Here is a 17,596-nt window from a genome sequence, read left to right on the forward strand (position 1 = left end):
CAAATGTGCAGGATAGGCAGCTCGCAGAGGCTAAAAAGTGCGAAGTTAGTGCAAATGTGCAAGATAGCCTGCGGGCGGAGGAAGCAGGGGTTCCTGCTTGGAGTGAATTTACGACTATCCTAGACTAATCCTTGAGCGATTCGTCCAAAGGGCTTTCCAACTAATCAATTATGACGCTAAACTGCCCAATAGCTTAATGGAACAAGGGAGCAGATTCACGGTATCTGTTCCTACACTATTATGAACAACTAGATGTTTTTGCAGGGCAGCAAAAAATAGGAGTAGGCTGAAAATTTGATATACTTTTGATAAATGATTTTTTTCGGCTACTGGAGGGGGAGCAAGATGCTTCGAGTTGATTTGAATTGCGACATGGGAGAGGGGTTCGGCGTTTACAGCGCTGGCTCAGATCATGAGCTGATGAAGTATATTACGTCAGCGAATATTGCATGCGGCTTTCATGCGGGTGATGCTGCGACGATTCGCCGAACAGTCAAGCTGGCGCTTGCGAATAAGGTTGCAATTGGGGCACATCCCGGCTTGCCGGATTTGGCAGGCTTTGGCCGCCGCGTGATGGCGATTACACCAGAGGAGGCATATGAGCTGACCGTATACCAGCTTGGAGCGGTGCAGGCCTTCGCCAGATCTGAGGGAGGCGCCGTAGCTCATGTGAAGCCGCACGGGGCACTCTACAATATGGCTGCGAAGAATAGAGCTCTTGCTGATGCGATTGCTGAGGCAGTAAATCGTGTGGATCCAAGCTTGCTGCTGTTCGGTTTAGCCGGCAGCGAGCTGATACAAGCAGGAGCTGCTATCGGGCTGCGTACGGTGAGCGAGGTGTTTGCAGACCGATCCTATGAATCGGATGGCTCGCTTACGCCGCGCGAGACGGAGGGAGCGGTAATTGCTGATCCTGCCCGCGCCGCAGAGCAAACGATAAAGATGATCAGAGACGGAGAGGTTCGTACGCGGCAGCATAGTCCATTTATATTGCAGGCGGATACGGTATGCGTTCATGGGGATACGCCAGGCGCAGTAGAGCATGTCATAAGACTGCGGGCGGCATTAGAAGCAGCGGGCATAACCGTTCAGAGGGCGGGGGTATGAGCATGGAGAAGACTGCAACAGAGCTGCAGGCTCCCATTGAAATGCTGCCGCTTGGGGACTCTGCCATTATCATTCGTTTAGGCAGCTCCATTGATGAAGAAACGAACCGAATTGTCATGAATTTAAGCCGTCGTTTTGAGGAGAAGCCATTTGCCGGATTAATCGAATGCGTGCCGTCATTCGTTTCGGTAGCGATCCATTATGACCCGCTGCTGGTGAAGAGAAGCCGCGCTGCTGCCGAGCTTCAGCATGCTACGATCTTTGAAACCGTATGTGCGAGAGTGCAGACTTATCTCTCTCTAGGGCAGCTGAACGCTTCCGGCCAGGCGGCTAGAACGATTGAAATTCCGGTTTGCTATGGCGGAGAGCACGGTCCTGACCTTGGACTAGTAGCGGAGCATAACGGACTTACGGAGGAGGAAGTGATCGCCATTCATGCGGGCGGCATCTATTTGGTGCATATGCTCGGCTTTGCGCCAGGCTTTCCTTATTTGGGAGGCATGTCTGAACGAATTGCCGCGCCAAGGCATCAGACGCCCCGAACGATCATTCCGCAAGGCAGCGTCGGCATAGCCGGCAAACAGACGGGCGTCTATTCGATTGCAACGCCGGGGGGCTGGCAGCTGATCGGCAGAACGCCGCTTGCTCTTTTCCGACCTCAGGACGAGATTCCGAGCCTGCTTAGACCGGGTGATTCGGTTAGATTCAAGCCGATTACGGAGCGGCAGTATAAGCTCTTTTTGGAAGGTGAGTTATGACTATAAAAGTAGTTCGTACAGGCTTGCACGTTACCGTTCAGGATCTAGGAAGATTCGGATTTCAAAAATATGGCGTAATCGCCGGCGGGGCCATGGATACGGGCGCGGCGCGAGCGGCCAATCTATTAGTCGGCAATGCGGATAATGAAGCGGTTCTGGAAATTACGCTTACGGGAACGGAGCTATTTATAGAGAAGGATACGCTGCTCGCCATTTGCGGAGCGCGCATGTCTGTTACTGCAGGCGGCGAGCTGCTTCCCCTATGGAGGCCAGCGCTCGTCCGTGCGGGAACGAGCGTGAAATTCGGAGCTTGCCAATCCGGATGCCGCTCCTATCTGGCAGTTGCGGGCGGACTTGATGTGCCGGAGGTGCTGGGCAGCAAAAGCACTTATTTGCGCGGCGCAATTGGCGGTTTTTTCGGAAGGGCGTTAAAGGCAGATGACGTGCTGGCAGCTAAGGCGCCGAGCTTGCTTTCAGAGCGAATGGAGCATGCTTTGCGCCTGGGATGGAATGGCAGCTTCGCTTTGCCTCACTGGCATGCGAGCCATTTTGCGATAGCGGACAATCTAGCGGACCCGATCATTCGCGCGATGACGGGCACGCATTACGAGCTGTTTACAGAGGCAAGCCGGGCGGGCTTATTTAGCCAAAGCTTCCAGATTTCCGTACAATCCGACCGAATGGGTTATCGGCTCGAAGGCACGGAGAAGCTGAAGCTTGCTAAGCCGCTTGAGCTGCTTTCGGAGGCTGTCGCAAACGGAACGGTCCAAGTGCCGGCTGACGGAGATCCGATCGTCCTGCTCGCCGATAGACAAACAACGGGCGGTTATCCGCGTATCGCGCAGGTCGCATCGGTCGACATTGCTGTTTTTGCTCAGCTAAAGCCAGGCGAGCGTTTTCGGTTCGAACGGATCACGCAGCAAGAAGCGGAGCAGCTTTATTTGGACAGCGAGCGTGACATGAGAATGCTGAAGGCCGCTATAGCATTAAAATTTAATGCCGCAAAATAAGGCGATGCAAGATGAAGACTGCACTTAGCGACTGAGCCTCTTTGCTTGATTTATGGTAGACTACTAAGCAAGAAGCTGGAAATACCGGAAGGCACGGCATAGAGGAGTGGTAGCAATTGTTCGCACAGCAGCGGCATCAAATAATAATCCAAAAAATTAATAGCGATAAATCGATTCGAGCATCGGAGCTTATGGAATCGTTTGGCGTTTCTTTTGAAACGATAAGGCGTGATCTGGAGCATTTAGAGAACATGGGCTTATTGCAGCGGGTTCATGGCGGGGCGATATTAAAAGAACCGGATTACAGCCGGGAAATCCCGCTGCCGATTCGGGAATCGATTTACATGACAGAGAAGACGGAATTGTCGCAGATCGCCATTCGATATGTGACGGAAGGAATGTCCATCGCACTCGACGTGAGCACAACCAATACTCAGATTGCGAAGATGCTCAAGACAAAGTTCGAGCGCTTGACGATTATTACGAATTCGCTTCCGATCGTAAATGAATTAATCGATGTGCCTGGTTTTACGCTGATCATGATCGGAGGTGTTATCCGTCAAGCAGAACAGAGCATAATCGGAGATTTGGCCGAAGAATTCGCTTCCCGCTTTCATGCGGATTTGTTTTTTATGAGCATGAGCGGAGTTACGTTGGACGAGGGCATTACCGACAATGCGATTGGCGAGGTACAGGTGAAGAAAATTATGCAAGCAAACGCGAAACGTACGATCGCGCTTGCCGACAGCAGCAAATTTGATCAGGTTTCCCTGCTCAAGGTATGCGGTTGCGCGGATGTAGAGCGTTTCGTTACCGATTCGAAGATAGGCCATGAGCTAGTCGATAAATATAAACGGAGCGGCATTGAAATTGTTCATGAGTAGAGATAAGCAACAAAAGGGGACATTCATTGTCCTAAGGATCCTTGGTTAAATACCAAGGGTCTTTTTTGTTGAGATCTAATGAAAAGTTGATATTAATATATTGTAAATATGTGCGTTTGTGTGATATTGTGTTGGAATATGTGGATCTCATATGTGATACTGAGGAGGTGTTGCTGATTTGATTGTCATTTCTCTTATTCTCGTCTTGTGTTCAGGCTTGGCGCATGCAGTCTGGAATATGCTGGCTAAGCAAAGCACGGATAAAGCATTGTTTTTATGGGTGATTTATATGCCTGCAACCATTCTATTGCTGCCGACACTCATCAATGAATTGGCAAGTGCGTCATTATCACAGACGCAGTGGCTGTTAATCGGGGCATCGTTAGTGATGCAAAGCGTATATTCGCTGCTGCTCGCCTACACCTATACTGCTGGCGATTTATCGCAAGTGTATCCGATCATGCGGGGGACACCAACCTTGCTTATCCCGGCCATCGGCGTATTGTTATTGAAAGAGACGCTGCCCTTGTGGGGCTGGATCGGACTCAGCTTTATGCTGGTCGGGTTCGTCGTCATGCTCGGAAGATCTTCGGGAAAAGGGCAGCATCAATCTGTTTATAAGCCGGTGCTGCTGGCGATGAGCGTGGGATTATGCATTACTACCTACACGCTTATCGATAAAGTGAATTTGCAGCATCTTTCTCCGCTTGCGCTGCTGGAAGTGACGAATATCGGGTTTGTACTAGGACTGACGCCTGCCGTTCTTCGTTCAAAACGGCTTAAGCATGTCATTCGCACGCATCTTCATATTATTTGGATTGGGGCGATTTTGTCGCCAGGCTCGTATTTACTGTTTCTGTATGCAGCGAGGAGTGCCAATGTTTCTACTGTTGCCCCTATGCGCGAGGTAGGCATCGTGTTTGGCACACTGCTCGGCCTATTTGTATTAAAAGAGTCGCAAGGGACCCGCAGAATTACGGCTTCGGTCGCTGTAGTAATGGGCATCATCATGATTGCGTCATCAGGGTATTAAACAATAGCGTGAATACATAACGGAGAGGGAATAATGATGAAGATGGAAAACGCCAAAGAGCTTCGTTTTCGCAAAGACGGCACTTTTACAATTGTCCAGTTTACAGATATTCATTGGCAGGACGGATCGGATTTAGATTTGCGTTCCAAAGCTGCGATGGAGCTTGTGCTTGAGGCAGAGCAACCGGATTTTGTCATGTTTACAGGAGATGTCATTTACACGGGCAGAGGTTCAGACGGAGCAGTCTTATGCCAAGATCCGCTTCAAGCGTTTCGGGATGCGGTTGCCGCAGCCGAGCAGCGCGGCATTCCATGGGGCATCGTATTCGGCAACCACGATACGGAGAACGATATTACCCGCGATGAGCTGATGGGCGAGGTGTTAAAGCACGCTCAAACCTTTGCAGAACCGGGACCGCGAGATATCCATGGCACAGGCAACTACGCATTACCTGTACTCGGGTCTGACAACGATCAAGCGGCCGCCGTGCTTTACTGCCTGGACTCCGGCGATTATTCCAAGCTGCCTGGCGTACCCGGCTACGATTGGATTCAGCATGATCAAGTGCAGTGGTACATGGAGCGATCCAAGGAGTGGAAGGCTTGGAAGCAAGGCGCAGCATTGCCGGCACTCGCATTTTTCCACATCCCGCTGCCCGAATACCAAGAAGTGTGGGACCGGGAAGTATGCTATGGCAACAAGCATGAGGATGTATGCGCGGCAAGGACGCAAGCTGGCTTCTTCTCGGCGATGCTGGCGCAGGGAGACGTCATGGCAACGTTCTGCGGCCATGACCATACGAATGACTATTGGGGAGAGCTTTACGGAATTCGTCTTTATTACGGGCGCGCAACAGGCTATAATACTTACGGCAAGGAAGGCTTCCCGCGTGGCGCCCGCGTGATCCGCCTGACCGAAAACGAACGGAAAGTGGAATCATGGCTGCGCCTTGATGACGGCTCGGTCGCCTTGCAGCAGCCGGAGCATCGGCCGGATAACGTTTAATGCAAGCATGTCTAATTAAAATAGCCTGAAGAGGCATCGATGTCCCGAAAATTCTTAGGAATGCGGGACATCTTTTTTTTGCGGAAAAAGAGTCTGCTCAAATTCAGGTAGAGGAGATTCAAGGACAAAGGCCGAACCTTATGAGGTTGAAATAAGGCGTCATTCCCTATACTTCCGAGAAAGACATGCTTCCAACGATAACAAAGCGAAGGAAGCGAAGATCACTTCAGGCAAAGCAGTCGCTACCTTCGGTTAGAGAAGGGGATCAAAGGGTATTGGTACGAAGATCGATAGAAAAAAACAGTCGGGCAGGGAAAGCGATCCTGCTCGACTGTTTTGGCTTTATTAACGCTTCTCTGACGGCCTACTTAGGGGAATTCTTCTTTAAACCGGACATATGTTTAAGCACCAGCATGAGGTTTGCAGGCTTCTCCGCAAGACGGCGGGTGAAGTAGGGATACCACATGCTGCCGTAAGGAACGTAGCAGCGAACCCTATATCCTTCCTTGGTAAGCTGCACCTGTTCATTCATTCGGAGACCATAAAGCATTTGGAATTCAAAAGCGTTTTTGGGAATCCGGCGCGAGCGTGCGTAAGCTTTCGTCCAGCTAATGATTTCATCGTCATGCGAGGCAATGGCGGTGTAGGCGCGTCTGTCCAAATGCTGCTTGATCATGCTTTTGAAGCTATCCATGACTTCGACTTTGGTCTGAAAAGCAACCTCTGCGCTCTCCTTGTAGGCGCCTTTGACAAGGCGAAGGCTTATTCGCGCTTGCAGCAATTCCCTGACATCCTTCTCCGTTCGGAACAAATAAGCCTGCAGCACAGTGCCTACGTTCGTCAGTCCCTCGGCATGAAGCCGCTTGACTATATCGATGGTGGACTGGGTATACGGCGTGTTCTCCATGTCGATGCGAACAAAATTGCGATGGAGACGCGCATGCTTCACGACTTCCCGGATGTTGGCGTAACAGGCGGCTTGGTCGAGCGCGAGTCCCATTTGAGTCGGCTTCAATGATACGTTGGAGCTTGCCTTCCGTTTTGCAATGCCCTCGATGAGCGTCAAATATTGCGTTTTGTAGGCCTCCGCCTCGCTTATATCGCATATGCCTTCCCCAAGATGGTCAAGCGTTGCCATAATACCGAGCTTGCCTAGCTTCTCAATCTCATCCAAAGCCTCGCTTAAGGTTTCTCCTGCAATAAACCGGCTGGCAAGCTTCTTTCCGAAGCGGGTAGCAGAAAGCTTCTCTACTAGAGGCATGCCCGTAACCGTCAATAATGATTTGCGATACCATGTCGATCCGATACCCATCCGTGCTGCTCCTTTCCGAAAAACGTTAGTAGGAGTCTGAATCGGGAAGCTCGGTATTAGTATATTCAGAAATCATTATCGAAGCGCCAGGCTAGCCTAATTATTTGAAAAACAGAAAATGCGTCGGCAGCTTGCGCAGATTGCCATCGGAAGGCTTATTGATGACGCGGCCGTTAAAAATAAGCGAAGAAGAGCCGCCGCCATCCAAATTATAGCCGTCAACAGCGCCATAGCGCTGCAGCAGCAGCTGCATTTCTTCAAGTGTTGCGCCAGAGCTGCCCGTCTCGTCATAACCATCGGCCACAAGAAAGAGGAGCTGGTCATCCTTATAGTTGGCAATAACCGTTCGCGGAGCGCGCTTTGGACTCGTTTGCCATTTAGCCGGAATTGGCTGCGGAGCTTCGCCGCGCAGCAGGACAGGCACAAACGAGGCGCCAAATTTTGGTTTTTTGGCATTAAGCTGCTCTTTGGTCGCGAACTTCCCGCCGATCAGCTCGTTCTGATCGTTTAAACCGACAAAAAATAAATTGGCATGGGGCGGCTCAAAGCCCGTAGCATAACTGCCGTCCACAATCGTTGTACTCAACGGGTAACGCTTGCCGCCGCCATCGGCGAAGCCGCCTGCATTGACTCCTGCGACTGCGTTGTTGCGTTTCACAGCAGCGAGCGTTGTCTCAGCTTTACCCAGCTCATCTTCTCCAAGCGTCATCGTCATGGCGTCTGCGCTCTTCAGCTTCACCTTCAGTGCATAGGCTGAGAAGTTCTCTGCTTTTATGTAGAAGAGCTGTGCTCTCAGCTTGTCCGATTCGATCGTTTCGGATACTTTGCCCAGCTTGCTAGTAATATTGCGATCATAGATTAGAAGCGGTCGCTTTGCTTGTGCAGCCGCAATGGATGAAATTTTCGCCATATCTTCATTCGTTTCATGATATAGCTTGATTTGTTTTTGAATCGATTCGCGTGTCTGTGATGCGGTTTGCTGGGCAAGCTCTAGCCCCTTGGCTGCAGGCATAATGTCTGCTTCAGGAGGTTTTGCCTGCTCGGTTACGGGCTTTGGAAATGCTTCATTAGATAATTGAATAACAGTATCGGACAAGAGCAGCCAAATCATCATGCCAATAAAAGGTGCGCAAGCAAGCAGCGCTGTACGGTTTAGAGCTTTGACTGTCAGGTTCATTTGAGCACATCCAAGCTTTTCTGAAGCTCGTTCAGCTGTTTTTTCACTTCATTCAACTGCGTGTAAAGCTTATTGCTATTATCGGTTTTGGAATCTGCGTTATCCTTCGTGAACGTGAGCAGTTCATTAAGTGCATCAACCTTAGCCTTCAGCTCGGCAAGATCAGTCGTGTAATTCGTCTCAAGCTGCAGCATCCGCGCCTCATAGGCTTGCTGCATAGCTGTAATTTGACTGGCAGTTTGCCTCTCCAGATCAGCGGAAAGCGTCTGCTGCATCCGTTCGGCATACCATTTGGCACCGAGTATGCCGGAGCAGATAATAATGATCCATATGCAGACAAAAAGGAAAAACGTACGGTTGCCTTTCTTCCTTCGTGTTTTTTTGTCGTATTGACTTGCAGTGCGTTGCTCCAAAATCATATCACTCATTCTATTCATTCACCTCTCCTGTTGGTCACTTGCACAAAGATCGGATGAACGAGCTGCAAGCATGGTATACCTTAATTTAGACTTCTATTGCGGGCAAATAGTTGCGAATGTCATCTTATTGTAACAAAGAGAATAGTAGCTGTCCTTAGCACTATGTGGAAATTTAATGTAAATATTTAATATGTGCGGAACATTCTCTACTCTATCTGCGTCTAACCATAGGAGATGCAGCAGCCGATGTTGCAAATCGGAGGGAGATTGCGATGAAGAGAGAGAATTTGATCAAACGTTTGGTGAAACGAATTATGATTGCAAGTTTATTAGTTTCACTTATAGGGGCAGGGCTTGGTGCTGGGGAGCGAGCGGATGCAGCAGAGCGTCAGCCGGCCAATCTGGTATTCGTACATGGTTCGAAACAGGCGGTAGTAAATGGGAAGACGCAGCAGCTCGTAACACCGCTGCCAGTAGTCAAAGGGGTCACGATGATTCCAGCTCGCGTGCTTGCGAACTCTGTAGGGGCGAGCGTCTATAATGATAGCTTAGGCACTCATATTGATACTTATTTTAATAAGGTGACCTTGAATGTTGATATGCGCGGGACAAAGCGCAATGGCAAGTATATGGTTATGCCAAATGCGGCTCTACTAATCAACGGAACGATACATGTTCCACTTTCTGCGGTTAAGCTGCTCTGGAATGCGGACTATAAGTTTAATGCGGTGCTTAACCAAATCACGATTACGATTGAACCTGAGCCGAACGTAGCGCCAGTGGCGGGCTTCGAGGCTCCGCTAGAGGTTAAGCTGGGCGAGCCTATCGAATTCAGGGATTTCAGTTATGATCCAGATGGAAAAATTGCGAAGACGGAATGGACCGGGCGCAAGAGTACTTATTTTGAGCCAGGAGTCTATACGGTTACACAAAGCGTTATCGATAACGAGGGATTGAGCAGTGAGGTGTACGCACAAGAAATTAATGTTCTTGATGAAGTCATGTATACGCCTTATGAATATTACATGCGGTATGGTAATGCTGGAGACAAATTTGTTGTCGATGGCGCGCTGATGAACACCTTTAATGAGGTAGCAACGGTAGAATCCAAAACAGGGCGCACCTTATACATGTCAAATGCGCCAGAGCGTTTCTTTGACGAGGGTTTGCTTTATGAGGATACTTTAAACGATCCGAGCCGTATTTTCATTCATCACCGCAATGGATCGGCTGAACGTCTAAAGCTGGCGGTTGTTGTTACGAATAATGAAAGCGAAAGCGTTAAGCTGACGATTGGCAACCGTGGTCTAGCGGGACCAAGCACAAGTGCGCTGCAATTCGGTTCTATGGCGATAACAAGATACTTTGCGAATTCGGCTCCTCGCGAGCTTATTATTGAACCGGGTACCTCGCAGGTGCTGCTGCCAGAAATGGAAACCATGATCATGAAGCCGGATGAAGGCTTCTCAGCTCTGCTGGACGTAGATATGGATGGCAAATTGACATTTACTACGATGTCTCTTAGGGAGTACACTGATTCAGTCAGCGCTGCGTCCATTCTGGAGCCGCTTGAGAAAGTCGGAAACCGCGGTAAATTTTTTGATACGGATCAGTTAATTATAGTGAATGAGAAAATTGGTGCAACGAAAAGCAAGCTGCGTCTTGGTCAGCGTGGTCCCGCTATGGCAGGCGTAGATGCATTGACAGGCGGAATGACGATAAACGGCGGGGAATATGGCGCTGTGACAACGATTAAGCTGAAGAATGTAGCTTACGGTACACGAATTATTTTGAATCCGCGTGCGGGTATTTTCCAAGGTGCGCTCAAGGTAAATGATAAAGTGGTGTCTGTGCCGACTGGCGGTCATGTGAAGGTAGGCGAGGGTGCTTTGATTTATACCCAAGTGAGACCTGAAGGAAATGCAGGACTGCAAACACCGCCGGAGGTCGTTATTGAATATTCTTCACCAGGAGCTAGCTCATTGCCGATCTTATTCGTATTTTTTCCGGAATCAGATTTTAAATAAAGCGTAAAGGGAGGGTGTGCCGCTTGCGAGCGGTGCGCCTTCCCTTTTTTTAAAAATATAGGACAGCCGTTTCACCTTGAAATATAGGAAAGCAGATCATTCGCACTACTTTCTCTACATTTCTCCGGAATGAAACGCGCCGCGCCGCCAAAGGACGGCGACAGCCGTTTCACCTTGTGTGAATCACTCACTTGGTCATGTATAATAGATATAAGAAGTTATGAATGGGATAGACATTTACGAAAAGATGATAAAGAGGAGATGATATTGTGATTTCGCAAAATAATGAGCTGGCTACGTTTGCAGGAGGATGCTTTTGGTGCATGGTAACGCCCTTTGAGGAAATGCCTGGCATCATTCGTGTAGTTTCGGGCTATACTGGAGGGCATACCATTAACCCTACATATGAGGAGGTTTGCTCTGAAACAACAGGTCACGCAGAGGCCATTCAAATAGAATATAATCCAAGCATCATGCCATATAAGAAGCTCCTCGACATCTTTTGGCAGCAAATTGATCCAACAGACCCTGAGGGGCAGTTTTTTGATAAAGGATCTTCTTATCGCTCAGCTATTTTTTATCATACAGACGAGCAAAAAAGTTTAGCGGAACAATCGAAAGTAGAGCTTGAACAAAGCGGTAGATTTACAAAGCCGATTGTGACCGAGATCTCTCGTGCAGAGACGTTTTATGAGGCTGAAGAATATCATCAGGATTTTCATAAGAAAAATCCGTATCGTTATAAATCATACCGGAGTGGCTCGGGGAGGGATAAGTTCATCGATAAGCATTGGGCTGTAAAAAAAGACGCTGCGGAGCTTAAAAAGAATCTCACGCCGATACAGTATGAAGTCACTCAAAATAACGCTACAGAAAGACCGTTTCAAAATGAATTTTGGGATTATAAAGAAGAGGGGCTTTATGTGGACATTGTGTCGGGAGAGCCTCTATTTACATCGAAAGAGAAATTTGATTCCCACTGCGGCTGGCCTAGCTTTACACAACCTATTATTAACCATAATGTCAATGAGGTGGTGGACACCACGCACGGCATGGTCCGCACAGAAGTGAGGAGCCGCCAAGCAGATTCGCATTTAGGTCATGTGTTTAATGACGGTCCAGGTCCGAACGGGCTGCGCTATTGCATTAACTCTGCTTCGCTTAAATTTATCCCAAAAGACAAGCTGGAAGCGGAAGGCTATGGCGAGTATGCTTCTTTGTTTGTTCAAATATAGGAAAGTATAATATTTCGCCATACTTTCTCTAAATTTCTTCGGAATCCCCGGTTCAATCGCGTACGATAACGATATTCAATAGTAAGGGCTGTCTCTAGTCATCATGACTTTTGAGACAGCCCTTTTTTTGTACTCCCACCACAGCTAGGGAGGGTCAAGTCAATCTAATTCAATGTGCATAGGGCAGCATCTCTTGATAAATGTTATAGTCCTTCGGATGTATGTCCGGATTGAGCAGGGAGTTATCCTCCGCATTCTTCTATTATATGTTAGTTTCCTCCTTCAACCAACGATCCAGAAACGGATAGCTTACAGCACGTATATGCTCTGGAAAGTCATGTGCATCATTGCCGAGCAGCGACATGTAACACTTTTGATGTCCTAGAAATTGATAAAGGCATTGAACCTGCTGAGGATGCTGCAGCTGATTGGCAGGACGTACCTTCCAGTCATTGGGCATTCGGCGCGATTCAGGCGGCTTCAAAGTAACGTTATTGTAGGCTTGGGGAGGGAGAGGGTTACGCCTATTTATCAATTAGGCGTAATTCTCTCTATCTTTTTTAAGACAATGCTTTCCGATATAAAGACAATTTAAAGATTTGTCTTTATATCGAATTCACCGTTATTATGAAGGCAAGAAATCAATTTATTAGGAGGCGAAAGGAATTTGAATACAATCGAACAATTAGAGGAACAGCTGGCGAAGCCATCGGCAGAGCTGATTGCTGATTTAAGTAAAATGGATGGAGATATCATCATACTGGGAGTAGGAGGCAAGATGGGTCCGAGTCTTGCAAGACTCGCAGTCAATGCGATTCGTGAGGGAGGCGCGAGCAAACGGGTTATTGGCGTATCCCGTTTCTCCAACGAGGAGGCGCGGCGCGAGCTTGAGGAGGCAGGCGTGGAGACGATCTCCTGTGATCTTTTGAATGATGAAGAGTTGAAGAGCTTGCCTCGTGTGCAAAATGTTATTTATATGGCCGGTAACAAGTTCGGCACGACTGGACGCGAATACTTTACTTGGGCGATGAATGCTTATCTGCCAGGGAGAGTAGCTGAAAAATATAAGGATTCGAGAATTGTAGTATTCTCTTCCGGCAACGTTTATCCGTTCTTGCCTGTGGGCAGCGGCGGTGCGAACGAATCGATCGTGCCCGAGCCGCTGGGGGAATATGCTCAGTCTTGCTTGGGACGCGAGCGGGTATTTGAATATTTTGCTCATCAGAATGGAACGCCAATGACCATCTATCGTCTCAACTATGCGATTGATATGCGCTATGGCGTACTGCTGGAGCTGGCCAGATCGGTAAATGAAGGACGCGCGATCAATCTGTCGATGGGGCATGCAAATATCATTTGGCAGGGGGATGCTAATGAAATGGCGCTTCGCTGCCTGACGCAATGCTCAAGCCCTCCATCCATCGTTAATGTAACAGGACCGGAGACGATGTCGATACGCTGGGCTGCGAAGGAGCTTGCAAGCCGATTAGGCAAGGAAGTGCTGTTCGAGGGTCAGGAGTCGGATACAGCACTGCTAAATAATGCTTCAAAATCCCATCAGCTGTTCGGTTATCCGCGGGTATCCATGCTGCAAATGATCGATTGGACAGCAGAGTGGGTTAAGGCTGGCGGACACACTTGGAATAAACCGACACATTTTCAAGAGAGAAAGGGGAAATTCTAAGTGCATGCACCAAAACAAACCTTATCGCCTGAGCTGAAGAAGGCGCTCTTCGAGGGGCTTGTGATTCCCGCCCATCCTTTGGCGCTGGATGAGAATCGCAAGCTGGATGAGCGGCATCAACGGGCCTTGACTCGCTATTATGCCGCATCTGGAGCGGGAGGAATGGCGGTTGGCGTTCACTCCACTCAGTTCGAAATACGCGACAGCGAATTCAACTTATTCGAGCCGGTGCTGCGGATGGCGGCGGAGGAAATCGACAAGGCGAAGCTGGATCGACCGTTTATAAAGGTTGCGGGCATTTGCGGACCGACAGAGCAAGCGCTGGCTGAGACGAAGATAGCTCTAAAACTTGGCTACGATGCAGCCTTGCTCAGCATGGGAGGCCTTGCTGATCTAAGCGAGTCGGATTTGCTGAAGCGTACGGAGCAGATTGCGCAGCAGATTCCGGTAATCGGTTTTTATTTGCAGCCTTCTGTTGGTGGCAAAATTTTAAGCTTTGACTTCTGGCGGGCGTTTGCAGAGATTCCTAATGTTGTCGCTATCAAGATGGCACCATTCAATCGTTACCAGACAATCGATGTCGTTCGCGCCGTTTGCTACTCCAGCCGCCGTGACGAAATTGCTCTCTATACCGGCAATGACGATAACATCGTTAATGATCTGCTGACAACCTACCGCTTCAATGTAGAAGGAACACCTGTTGCTAAGCGAATTGTCGGTGGACTGCTGGGCCACTGGGCTGTATGGACGCATAAGGCTGTGGAGCTTATGGAGGAAATCAAGCGGCATCGTGACGATGAGCAGTATAGCAAAGAGTGGCTGACTCGAAACGTCGAGGTAACAGATTCTAATGCGGCATTCTTTGATCCAGCGCATCAGTTTGCAGGCTGTATTCCCGGCATTCACGAGGTGCTTCGCCGTCAGGGATTAATGAAGGGCACTTGGTGCCTGAATCCGCATGAGCAGCTTTCACCGGGTCAGGCAGATGAAATCGAGCGGGTGTATAGGGATTATCCACATCTGCATGACGATGATTTTGTGGCTGCCCATTTGCAGGAATGGTTGTCTGAGCTCTCAAAGAAATGATTAAGCGGAAGCGAGGATATGTGATGCGATTTAAGGATACATTTTCGATAATTGGTCCCAGCATGGTCGGACCGTCAAGCTCTCACACCGCCGGAGCTGTTCGCATCGGGCGCGTTGCCCGGCAAATTTTCGGTGGATTGCCTCAAGAGGCGGAGATTGTACTGTACAAATCTTTCGCTGAAACGTATCGCGGACATGGCACTGATTCGGCTTTGGCTGCGGGTCTGCTGGACTTCGATACGGATGATGCTCGAATTCGGGATGCACTTAAGCTGGCTGAGGAGGCAGGAGTTAGAATCGTATTCCGAAAAGGGGAAAATGTATCCGTCCATCCCAATACCGCGCTGCTTATTTTGAGAGGTGAAGGTCGTGAGGACCGGATTATGGGTGCTTCTATCGGTGGGGGAAATATTGAGATTACAAGCGTTAATGATTTTGATGTTAAGGCGACGATGCTGTATCCAACGATGATCCTCTTCCATAACGATCGTCCTGGTATGCTCGGCGAGGTGACGAGCCTGCTTGGCAAGGAAGGTGTCAATATCGGTTACATGGATGTGGACCGCAAGAGTCGCCGGGGCGACGCCTTAAGCGTAATGGAGACGGATGAGGCTATTTCGGATGAACTAATCGAGAAGATCGAGCGAATGCCATCGGTTAAACGCATTGCAATAGTAGATTTGGCGGCGAATGAGGTGAGGGAATGAAATTTGCAAGCCTTAAAGAGTTAATCGCTTGCTGCAATCAAGAAGGGTTGTCCATCGGCGAGCTTATGCTTGCAGAACAGGCGAAGGAAGCGGATATGAGCGAAGCAGACGTCTTTGTTAAAATGTTGGAGTATTACACTATTATGAAAGAGGCGGTCAGGAAAGGTTTGGATGAGCCGGTTCCATCGCGAAGCGGGTTGACTGGCGGAGATGCTGTCCGCGTACGTGAGCATCTGCAAAGCGGAGAGCCCTCGCTCGGAGAGCATGCAAGCAGAGCGATGGCGTACGCACTCTCGGTTTCCGAGGTGAATGCCTCCATGGGGAGAATTATCGCAACGCCTACAGCCGGCTCTTGCGGAATTATTCCCGGCGTATTCGTAAGCGCGCAGGAGCGCTGGGGCTGGGAGGACGAGAAGCTTGTGACCGGCTTGTTCGCCGCTGGCGCGATCGGCTACGTTATCGCGAATAATTCCTTCATATCTGGTGCCGAGGGCGGCTGCCAAGCGGAGATCGGTTCGGCTATTGGCATGGCTGCTGGAGCGCTCACAGAGCTGCGTGGAGGAACGCCGGAGCAGGCGGTTCATGCAGTTGGCCTTGCGCTTAAAAATTCGCTTGGCTTGATCTGCGACCCTGTGGGCGGGCTGGTAGAAATTCCTTGTATCGTACGTAACGGCTTCGGTGCCGTAACTTCTCTCGCGGCATCAGATATGGCCCTTGCCGGCGTTCGAAGCGTCATTCCGTCCGATGAGGTCATTGATGTGATGCTTGAGGTAGGGGCTGCTATGCCGGATAAGCACAAGGAGACCGCCAAAGGGGGACTTGCGCAGACGCCGACAGGCAAGCGCATTATGCGCGAGCTTTACGGCAAAGGAGCAAGCGCAGGAGCAAATAACCGAAAGCATCAAAAGAAAGGAGTAGAGCCGCAGCCATGACCATCCTTGAAGAGAACGATGCCCTTACTAAGCAGCTCATCGAAATTCGCCGCGAGCTGCATCGATATCCTGAGCTTAGTTTCCAGGAATCAGAGACTGCGAAAAGAGTTGCCGGTCAGTTGGAGGCATGGGGCATTTCTTGCCGAACCGAGGTAGGCGGTCACGGTATTATCGCTGATCTGCACGGGAGCCAGCCGGGCCGTGTAATCGCTCTGCGCGCCGACATGGACGCGCTGCCCATTCATGAGGAGAGCGGTCTTCCATTCGCGTCATCCCGCTTAGGTATCATGCATGCCTGCGGTCATGATGCGCATACCGCGATGCTGCTTGGAGCGGCTCGTTTGCTGCAGACTAGCGAATTTTCGGGTACGGTACGATTGTTGTTCCAGGCTGCTGAAGAGGTGAATGCTGGGGCGAAGGCAATCATCGAGGATGGCGCGTTGGCCGGCGTAGATGAAATATACGGCCTTCATAATCTTCCTACCTTGCCCGCGGGTATGGCGGCAACGCGATATGGATCGATGATGGGCTCGGTAGACCGTTTTGAGCTTACCATTGAAGGTAGAGGCGGTCATGGCGCTATTCCGGAGCAGTCGCATGATCCCATCGTGTGTGCAGCTGCGATTGTGGGCGGCCTGCAGACTATAGTTAGTCGAGAAACCTCTCCCTTCGAGCCCGTCGTTGTTACAGTTGGGAGTATCCATGCAGGGGATGCTAATAACGTGATCCCGCAAAGGGCAGAATTGACAGGTACTGTACGCACCTTTGATCCCTTGGTTCAGGAAGCGATGCCGGAGCGTATTGAGCGCACTGTGAAGCGAATCGCTGAGGGCTACCGGTGCGAGGCGAAGCTGCGTTATATTCGCCAAGTGCCCGTTCTGCAAAACGTTGATGAATGTGTCCGTCACGTAGAACGGACGATCGATCAGGAGATTGGGGCGAAGCGTAGAGTTACGGCCGCGCCAACATTAGCAGGAGAAGATTTTTCTATTTATTTAAAGGAAGTGCCCGGCTGCTTCTTCTGGCTGGGCTCGGGCCCCGCGGACAATCCGGAGGAAGCATATGGCTTGCATCATCCCCGATATACGCTGAATGAAGAATGCATTCCGCTTGGCGCTTCGCTGCTTGCTTCCATTGCTCTAAGGCGGCTTGCAGCATTTGATCCAGTAGACGAAAAATGATAATGAACGACATATAAACTCGACCGATAGAGGGTCGGG

At 49.8% G+C, this 17,596-nt stretch carries 16 protein-coding genes; 13 read left to right on the forward strand and 3 right to left on the reverse strand.

The window, feature by feature from the left end:
• Nucleotides 1–345: 345 nt before the first annotated feature.
• From MHI37_RS04025 to MHI37_RS04050, 6 genes are all read left to right on the forward strand, one after another.
• Nucleotides 346–1,107, forward strand: a complete 762-nt coding sequence (locus MHI37_RS04025; protein ID WP_076338707.1) for a 5-oxoprolinase subunit PxpA — start codon at nucleotides 346–348, stop codon at nucleotides 1,105–1,107.
• A gap of 2 nt (nucleotides 1,108–1,109) precedes the next feature.
• Entirely contained in the window at nucleotides 1,110–1,865 is a 756-nt protein-coding gene (gene pxpB / locus MHI37_RS04030; RefSeq protein WP_076338754.1) for a 5-oxoprolinase subunit PxpB, read from the forward strand.
• Nucleotides 1,862–2,875, forward strand: a complete 1,014-nt coding sequence (locus MHI37_RS04035) for a biotin-dependent carboxyltransferase family protein (protein WP_076338708.1) — start codon at nucleotides 1,862–1,864, stop codon at nucleotides 2,873–2,875. The genes pxpB and MHI37_RS04035 overlap by 4 nt, the downstream gene beginning before the upstream one ends.
• A gap of 116 nt (nucleotides 2,876–2,991) precedes the next feature.
• A complete protein-coding gene (locus MHI37_RS04040; protein WP_076338709.1) occupies nucleotides 2,992–3,759 on the forward strand; it encodes a DeoR/GlpR family DNA-binding transcription regulator in 768 nt (255 codons plus the stop codon).
• A 178-nt stretch (nucleotides 3,760–3,937) separates the two neighbouring features.
• On the forward strand, nucleotides 3,938–4,792 hold the full coding sequence (locus MHI37_RS04045) for a DMT family transporter (protein WP_076338710.1): 855 nt from the start codon (nucleotides 3,938–3,940) through the stop codon (nucleotides 4,790–4,792).
• 33 nt (nucleotides 4,793–4,825) lie between these two features.
• The gene (locus tag MHI37_RS04050; RefSeq protein ID WP_256710641.1) at nucleotides 4,826–5,797 is read left to right on the forward strand and encodes a metallophosphoesterase family protein; all 972 of its coding nucleotides are present in this window, start codon (nucleotides 4,826–4,828) and stop codon (nucleotides 5,795–5,797) included.
• A 364-nt stretch (nucleotides 5,798–6,161) separates the two neighbouring features.
• Here MHI37_RS04050 and MHI37_RS04055 read toward each other — a convergent pair whose 3' ends face one another.
• The 3 genes from MHI37_RS04055 to MHI37_RS04065 form a co-directional block, all read right to left on the reverse strand.
• Nucleotides 6,162–7,109: a proline dehydrogenase family protein gene (locus MHI37_RS04055; protein ID WP_076338711.1), complete on the reverse strand. Its 948-nt coding sequence runs from the start codon at nucleotides 7,107–7,109 to the stop codon at nucleotides 6,162–6,164.
• A 100-nt stretch (nucleotides 7,110–7,209) separates the two neighbouring features.
• Nucleotides 7,210–8,286 (reverse strand): phosphodiester glycosidase family protein, encoded by a 1,077-nt coding sequence (locus MHI37_RS04060; protein ID WP_076338712.1) that lies wholly within the window; start codon nucleotides 8,284–8,286, stop codon nucleotides 7,210–7,212.
• Entirely contained in the window at nucleotides 8,283–8,723 is a 441-nt protein-coding gene (locus MHI37_RS04065; protein WP_256710642.1) for a hypothetical protein, read from the reverse strand. The genes MHI37_RS04060 and MHI37_RS04065 overlap by 4 nt, the downstream gene beginning before the upstream one ends.
• 254 nt (nucleotides 8,724–8,977) lie before the next feature.
• Between MHI37_RS04065 and MHI37_RS04070 the strand changes: the two genes are divergently transcribed.
• The 7 genes from MHI37_RS04070 (at nucleotide 8,978) to MHI37_RS04100 (ending at nucleotide 17,557) form a co-directional block, all read left to right on the forward strand.
• A complete protein-coding gene (locus MHI37_RS04070; protein ID WP_076338713.1) occupies nucleotides 8,978–10,732 on the forward strand; it encodes a stalk domain-containing protein in 1,755 nt (584 codons plus the stop codon).
• A 266-nt stretch (nucleotides 10,733–10,998) separates the two neighbouring features.
• On the forward strand, nucleotides 10,999–11,967 hold the full coding sequence (gene msrA, locus MHI37_RS04075) for a peptide-methionine (S)-S-oxide reductase MsrA (RefSeq protein ID WP_144023760.1): 969 nt from the start codon (nucleotides 10,999–11,001) through the stop codon (nucleotides 11,965–11,967).
• A 667-nt stretch (nucleotides 11,968–12,634) separates the two neighbouring features.
• Complete coding sequence (locus tag MHI37_RS04080) at nucleotides 12,635–13,651, forward strand: NAD(P)-dependent oxidoreductase (RefSeq protein ID WP_076338715.1); 1,017 nt, start codon at nucleotides 12,635–12,637, stop codon at nucleotides 13,649–13,651.
• Entirely contained in the window at nucleotides 13,652–14,737 is a 1,086-nt protein-coding gene (locus MHI37_RS04085) for a dihydrodipicolinate synthase family protein (protein ID WP_076338716.1), read from the forward strand.
• Nucleotides 14,738–14,760: 23 nt separating this feature from the next.
• On the forward strand, nucleotides 14,761–15,444 hold the full coding sequence (sdaAB, locus tag MHI37_RS04090; protein WP_076338758.1) for an L-serine ammonia-lyase, iron-sulfur-dependent subunit beta: 684 nt from the start codon (nucleotides 14,761–14,763) through the stop codon (nucleotides 15,442–15,444).
• Nucleotides 15,441–16,376, forward strand: a complete 936-nt coding sequence (gene sdaAA / locus MHI37_RS04095) for an L-serine ammonia-lyase, iron-sulfur-dependent, subunit alpha (protein WP_083676453.1) — start codon at nucleotides 15,441–15,443, stop codon at nucleotides 16,374–16,376. Before sdaAB ends, sdaAA begins: the two co-directional genes overlap by 4 nt.
• The gene (locus tag MHI37_RS04100) at nucleotides 16,373–17,557 is read left to right on the forward strand and encodes a M20 family metallopeptidase (RefSeq protein WP_076338717.1); all 1,185 of its coding nucleotides are present in this window, start codon (nucleotides 16,373–16,375) and stop codon (nucleotides 17,555–17,557) included. The genes sdaAA and MHI37_RS04100 overlap by 4 nt, the downstream gene beginning before the upstream one ends.
• The last annotated feature ends 39 nt before the right edge of the window (nucleotides 17,558–17,596 follow it).

It is taken from the genome of Paenibacillus sp. FSL H8-0548 (assembly GCF_038630985.1).
In the GTDB taxonomy this organism is placed as follows: Bacteria; Bacillota; Bacilli; order Paenibacillales; family Paenibacillaceae; genus Pristimantibacillus.